The organism is Micromonospora phytophila, assembly GCF_023656545.1.
GTDB lineage: Bacteria > Actinomycetota > Actinomycetes > Mycobacteriales > Micromonosporaceae > Micromonospora > Micromonospora phytophila.
Map to the genome: position 1 here is coordinate 1 of NZ_JAMOKF010000449.1, position 3577 is coordinate 3577.

3 protein-coding genes and 1 pseudogene are annotated in these 3577 nt (G+C 72.3%); all 4 read left to right on the forward strand.

What is annotated here, in order from left to right:
• Nucleotides 1–270: 270 nt before the first annotated feature.
• Nucleotides 271–1641: an L-serine ammonia-lyase gene (locus NCC78_RS29310; RefSeq protein WP_250798594.1), complete on the forward strand. Its 1371-nt coding sequence runs from the start codon at nt 271–273 to the stop codon at nt 1639–1641.
• A gap of 69 nt (nt 1642–1710) precedes the next feature.
• Nucleotides 1711–2538: an ABC transporter permease gene (locus NCC78_RS29315; protein WP_250798595.1), complete on the forward strand. Its 828-nt coding sequence runs from the start codon at nt 1711–1713 to the stop codon at nt 2536–2538.
• Between the two features lie 2 nt (nt 2539–2540).
• Nucleotides 2541–3287 carry an ABC transporter ATP-binding protein gene (locus NCC78_RS29320; RefSeq protein WP_250798596.1) on the forward strand — a complete coding sequence of 249 codons (747 nt, stop codon included), beginning with the start codon at nt 2541–2543 and terminating at the stop codon, nt 3285–3287.
• A pseudogene (locus tag NCC78_RS29325) lies at nt 3284–3577 on the forward strand (CDP-alcohol phosphatidyltransferase family protein); the annotation flags it as partial. The gene NCC78_RS29320 and the pseudogene NCC78_RS29325, both read left to right, overlap by 4 nt.

Here is a 3577-nt window from a genome sequence, read left to right on the forward strand (position 1 = left end):
GCACGCCGGCCCGGCGACGCCCGCCTCCGCGCCGCGCGTGCCCGCGGGGGCGGGGCGTCCGACGGCCCCGCACACAGGATGGCGGTCCGGGGGCGCACGCGCCGGAGAATGCCGGTGCCGGCGACGCACCGGGCGGGCGCTGACCTGGGCGGGTAGGCTCGCCGGTCGGGCGCCCACACCCCCGGGCGCCGGACCGGCCGACCTGACCAGGGTCGGCCACGACCGTGCCGGACCACCGCACAACGGGGACCACGGCGAGGAAGTGCAGCCATGATCAGCGTTTTCGACCTCTTCAGCGTCGGCATCGGGCCGTCCAGCTCGCACACGGTGGGACCGATGCGCGCCGCGCGGACCTTCGTCACCGGGCTGAAGGCCGACGGGTTGCTGGCCGGGACGGCACGCGTGCAGGCGGAGCTCTTCGGCTCGCTGGGCGCCACCGGGCACGGCCACGGCAGCGACCGGGCCGTGCTGCTCGGGCTGGCCGGGGAGGCGCCGGAGACGGTCGACACCGACACCGTGGACGCGCGGATCACCCGGATCCGGGCCGAACGCCGGCTGAGCCTGCTCGACGCGCACGAGATCGACTTCGACCCGGGCCGGGACCTGGTGCTGCACCGCCGCCGGTCGCTGCCGTACCACCCGAACGGGATGACCTTCGGCGCGTACGACGAGACCGGCGCGGAGCTGCGGGTGCGGACGTACTACTCGGTCGGTGGCGGGTTCGTGGTCGACGAGGCCGCCGCCGGGGCGGACCGGATCACGCCGGACACCACCCGGGTGCGCCACCCGTTCCTGACGGGCGCGCAACTGCTCGAGGTGACCGCGGAGACTGGGCTGTCGATCGGCCAGGTGATGCTCGCCAACGAGCTCTCCTGGCGCAGCGAGGCGGAGGTGCGCGCCGGCCTGCTGGAGATCTGGCGGGTGATGCGGGAGTGCGTTGAGCGGGGCTGCGAGCGGGACGGGGTGCTCCCCGGCGGGCTGAAGGTCCGCCGTCGCGCCGCGGAGCTGCGGCGCAGCCTGGCGGCGGACACCGGCACGGCCGACCCGCTGCGCGCGATGGACTGGGTGACGCTGTTCGCCCTCGCCGTGAACGAGGAGAACGCGGCCGGCGGCCGGGTGGTCACCGCGCCGACCAACGGGGCGGCCGGGATCATCCCGGCGGTGCTGCACTACTACGTCCGCTTCGTGCCGGGCGCCTCCGAGGAGGGGGTGGTGCGGTTCCTGCTGGCGGCGGGCGCGATCGGCGTGCTGTTCAAGGAGAACGCGTCGATCTCCGGCGCCGAGGTGGGCTGCCAGGGCGAGGTCGGTTCCGCCTGCTCGATGGCCGCGGCGGGGCTGGCCGAGGCGCTGGGCGGCACTCCCGAGCAGGTGGAGAACGCCGCCGAGATCGGCATGGAGCACAACCTGGGGCTGACCTGCGACCCGGTCGGTGGCCTGGTGCAGATTCCCTGCATCGAGCGGAACGCGGTGGCTAGCATCAAGGCGATCACGGCCGCCCGGCTCGCGCTGCGTGGCGACGGGGTGCACCACGTCTCCCTCGACAAGGTCATCAAGACCATGCGGGAGACCGGCGCGGACATGAAGGTCAAGTACAAGGAGACGGCGCGCGGCGGCCTGGCCGTCAACGTGATCGAGTGCTGAGTCCTCCGACTCGTCGGCGTTCGTTCACCGACTGCTAACCTTCGTCCGTCCGTGAGGCGGGAGGCGACGGTGACCTCTGGCGTCGCTGCGTTGTGGTCGCACCGCAACTCGCTGCGCATCCTCGTCAAGCGCGACCTGGCGGTGAAGTACCAGCAGTCGGTGCTCGGGTACTTCTGGTCGCTGATCGAGCCGCTCGGCATGGGGGCGATCTACTGGTTCGTCTTCGGCGTCCTCTACTCCCGGGACACCACCAGGCACCTGGGCGACGCGGCCGACTCGTACCCGCTGTTCCTGGTCACCGGGATCTTCGCCTGGATGTGGGCCAGTTCGGCGCTGAGTGAGGCGACCAGCGCGCTGACCGGTCAGTACCGGCTGATCACCACGATGAACGTGCCCCGCCAGGTCTTCCCGATCGGCCGGGTCACCGGCCGCTTCGCCGAGTACGCGGCCGGGCTGCCGATCCTGGTGGCCGTCGCGGTCGGCTACGCCGCGTACGGCCGGATCGAGCTGGGCTGGTCGCTGCTCGCCCTGCCGCTCGCGGTGGCGGTGCAGGCCGTCCTGCTGATCGGCCTGGCGCTGCTGCTCTCGGCGGGCAACGTGCTGATGCGCGACGTCGAGCGCTTCATGCGCCTGGTCATCCGGGTGCTCTTCTACGCCACGCCGATCATCTATCCGCTGAGCCTGGTGCGCGACTCCGACCTGCCGGGCTGGCTCAAGGTCGGCTACGAGCTGAACCCGCTGGTCGGCATCTTCCAGCTGCACCACGCGATCTGGTACCCGGACGAGTTCCCGGACGCCCGGCTGCTCGCCACCACCATCGCCGTCAGCCTGCTGGTGCTTGTCGTCGGCTGGTGGTCGTTCCGCCGGCTCGAACCGGCCGTGCTCAAGGAACTGTAGAGATGGCCGACCCGATCATCGAGGCCGAAGGGCTGGGCATCCGGTTCGTCCGCAACCGGCGCCGCCAGCTGCGGCTGCGCGAACTCTTCATCCACCGCGGCGCGCGGCGCGCCTCGGCCGGCTCGTTCTGGCCGCTGCGCGACGTCTCGTTCTCGGTCGGCGCCGGGGAGACCGTCGGGGTGATCGGCCGCAACGGCACCGGCAAGAGCACCCTGCTGCGGCTGATCGCCGGCGTGCTCATCCCCGACGAGGGCCGGATCCGGGTGCGCGGGGATGTCGCGCCGCTGCTGGAGCTCTCTGCCGGCTTCTCCAACGACCTGACCGGGCGGGAGAACCTCTACCTGGTCGGTGGCCTGCACGGGCTGTCGTCGGGCTATCTGAAGCGGCACTTCGACGAGATCATTTCGTTCGCCGGCGAGCAGGTGGAGCGGGCCGTCGACACGTCGGTGCGGCACTACTCGTCCGGCATGAAGGTCCGGCTCGGCTTCGCCATCATCTCGCACCTGCCGCACCCGATCCTGCTCATGGACGAGGTGACCGCGGTCGGGGACGAGGAGTTCCGCAAGAAGTGTTATGCGACGATCGACCGTCTGCTCGGGGAGGGGCGCACCTTGGTGCTGGTGTCACACAACGAAAAGGATCTGACCCGGTTCTGCCGTCGGGGGCTCTACCTCGACGCGGGCCGGCTGAGCGTCGACGGCACGATCGCCGAGGCGCTGGACGCGTACCACAGTGCGGCCTCGCGGTGACGCTCGCGATCGTGCTCGCCGCCGACGCCCCGGCCGCGAACCTGGCCACGGCAACGGGTGAGTCCCTCACCGACCGGCTGGCCGCCCAGCTGCGCCGGGCCGGGGCGGCCGAGGTGCGCCTCGCCGCCGACCTGGACGAGCTGGCGGCCCTGGTCGACGCGGCCACCGGCCCGGTGCTCGTCACCGGCGCCGACCTGGTCGCGCACACCGCCGTCCTGCGGCACCTGGCGACCAGCCCGGTCGGGCCGACGGTGGCGCTGGTGCTCACCGATCCGCCCGGCCACGGGCGG

Coding starts and splice junctions, on each gene's coding strand:
- NCC78_RS29310 (WP_250798594.1), top strand. CDS start 271: ATGATCAGCGTTTTCGACCTCTTCAGCGTCGGCATCGGGCCGTCCAGC.
- NCC78_RS29320 (WP_250798596.1), top strand. CDS start 2,541: ATGGCCGACCCGATCATCGAGGCCGAAGGGCTGGGCATCCGGTTCGTC.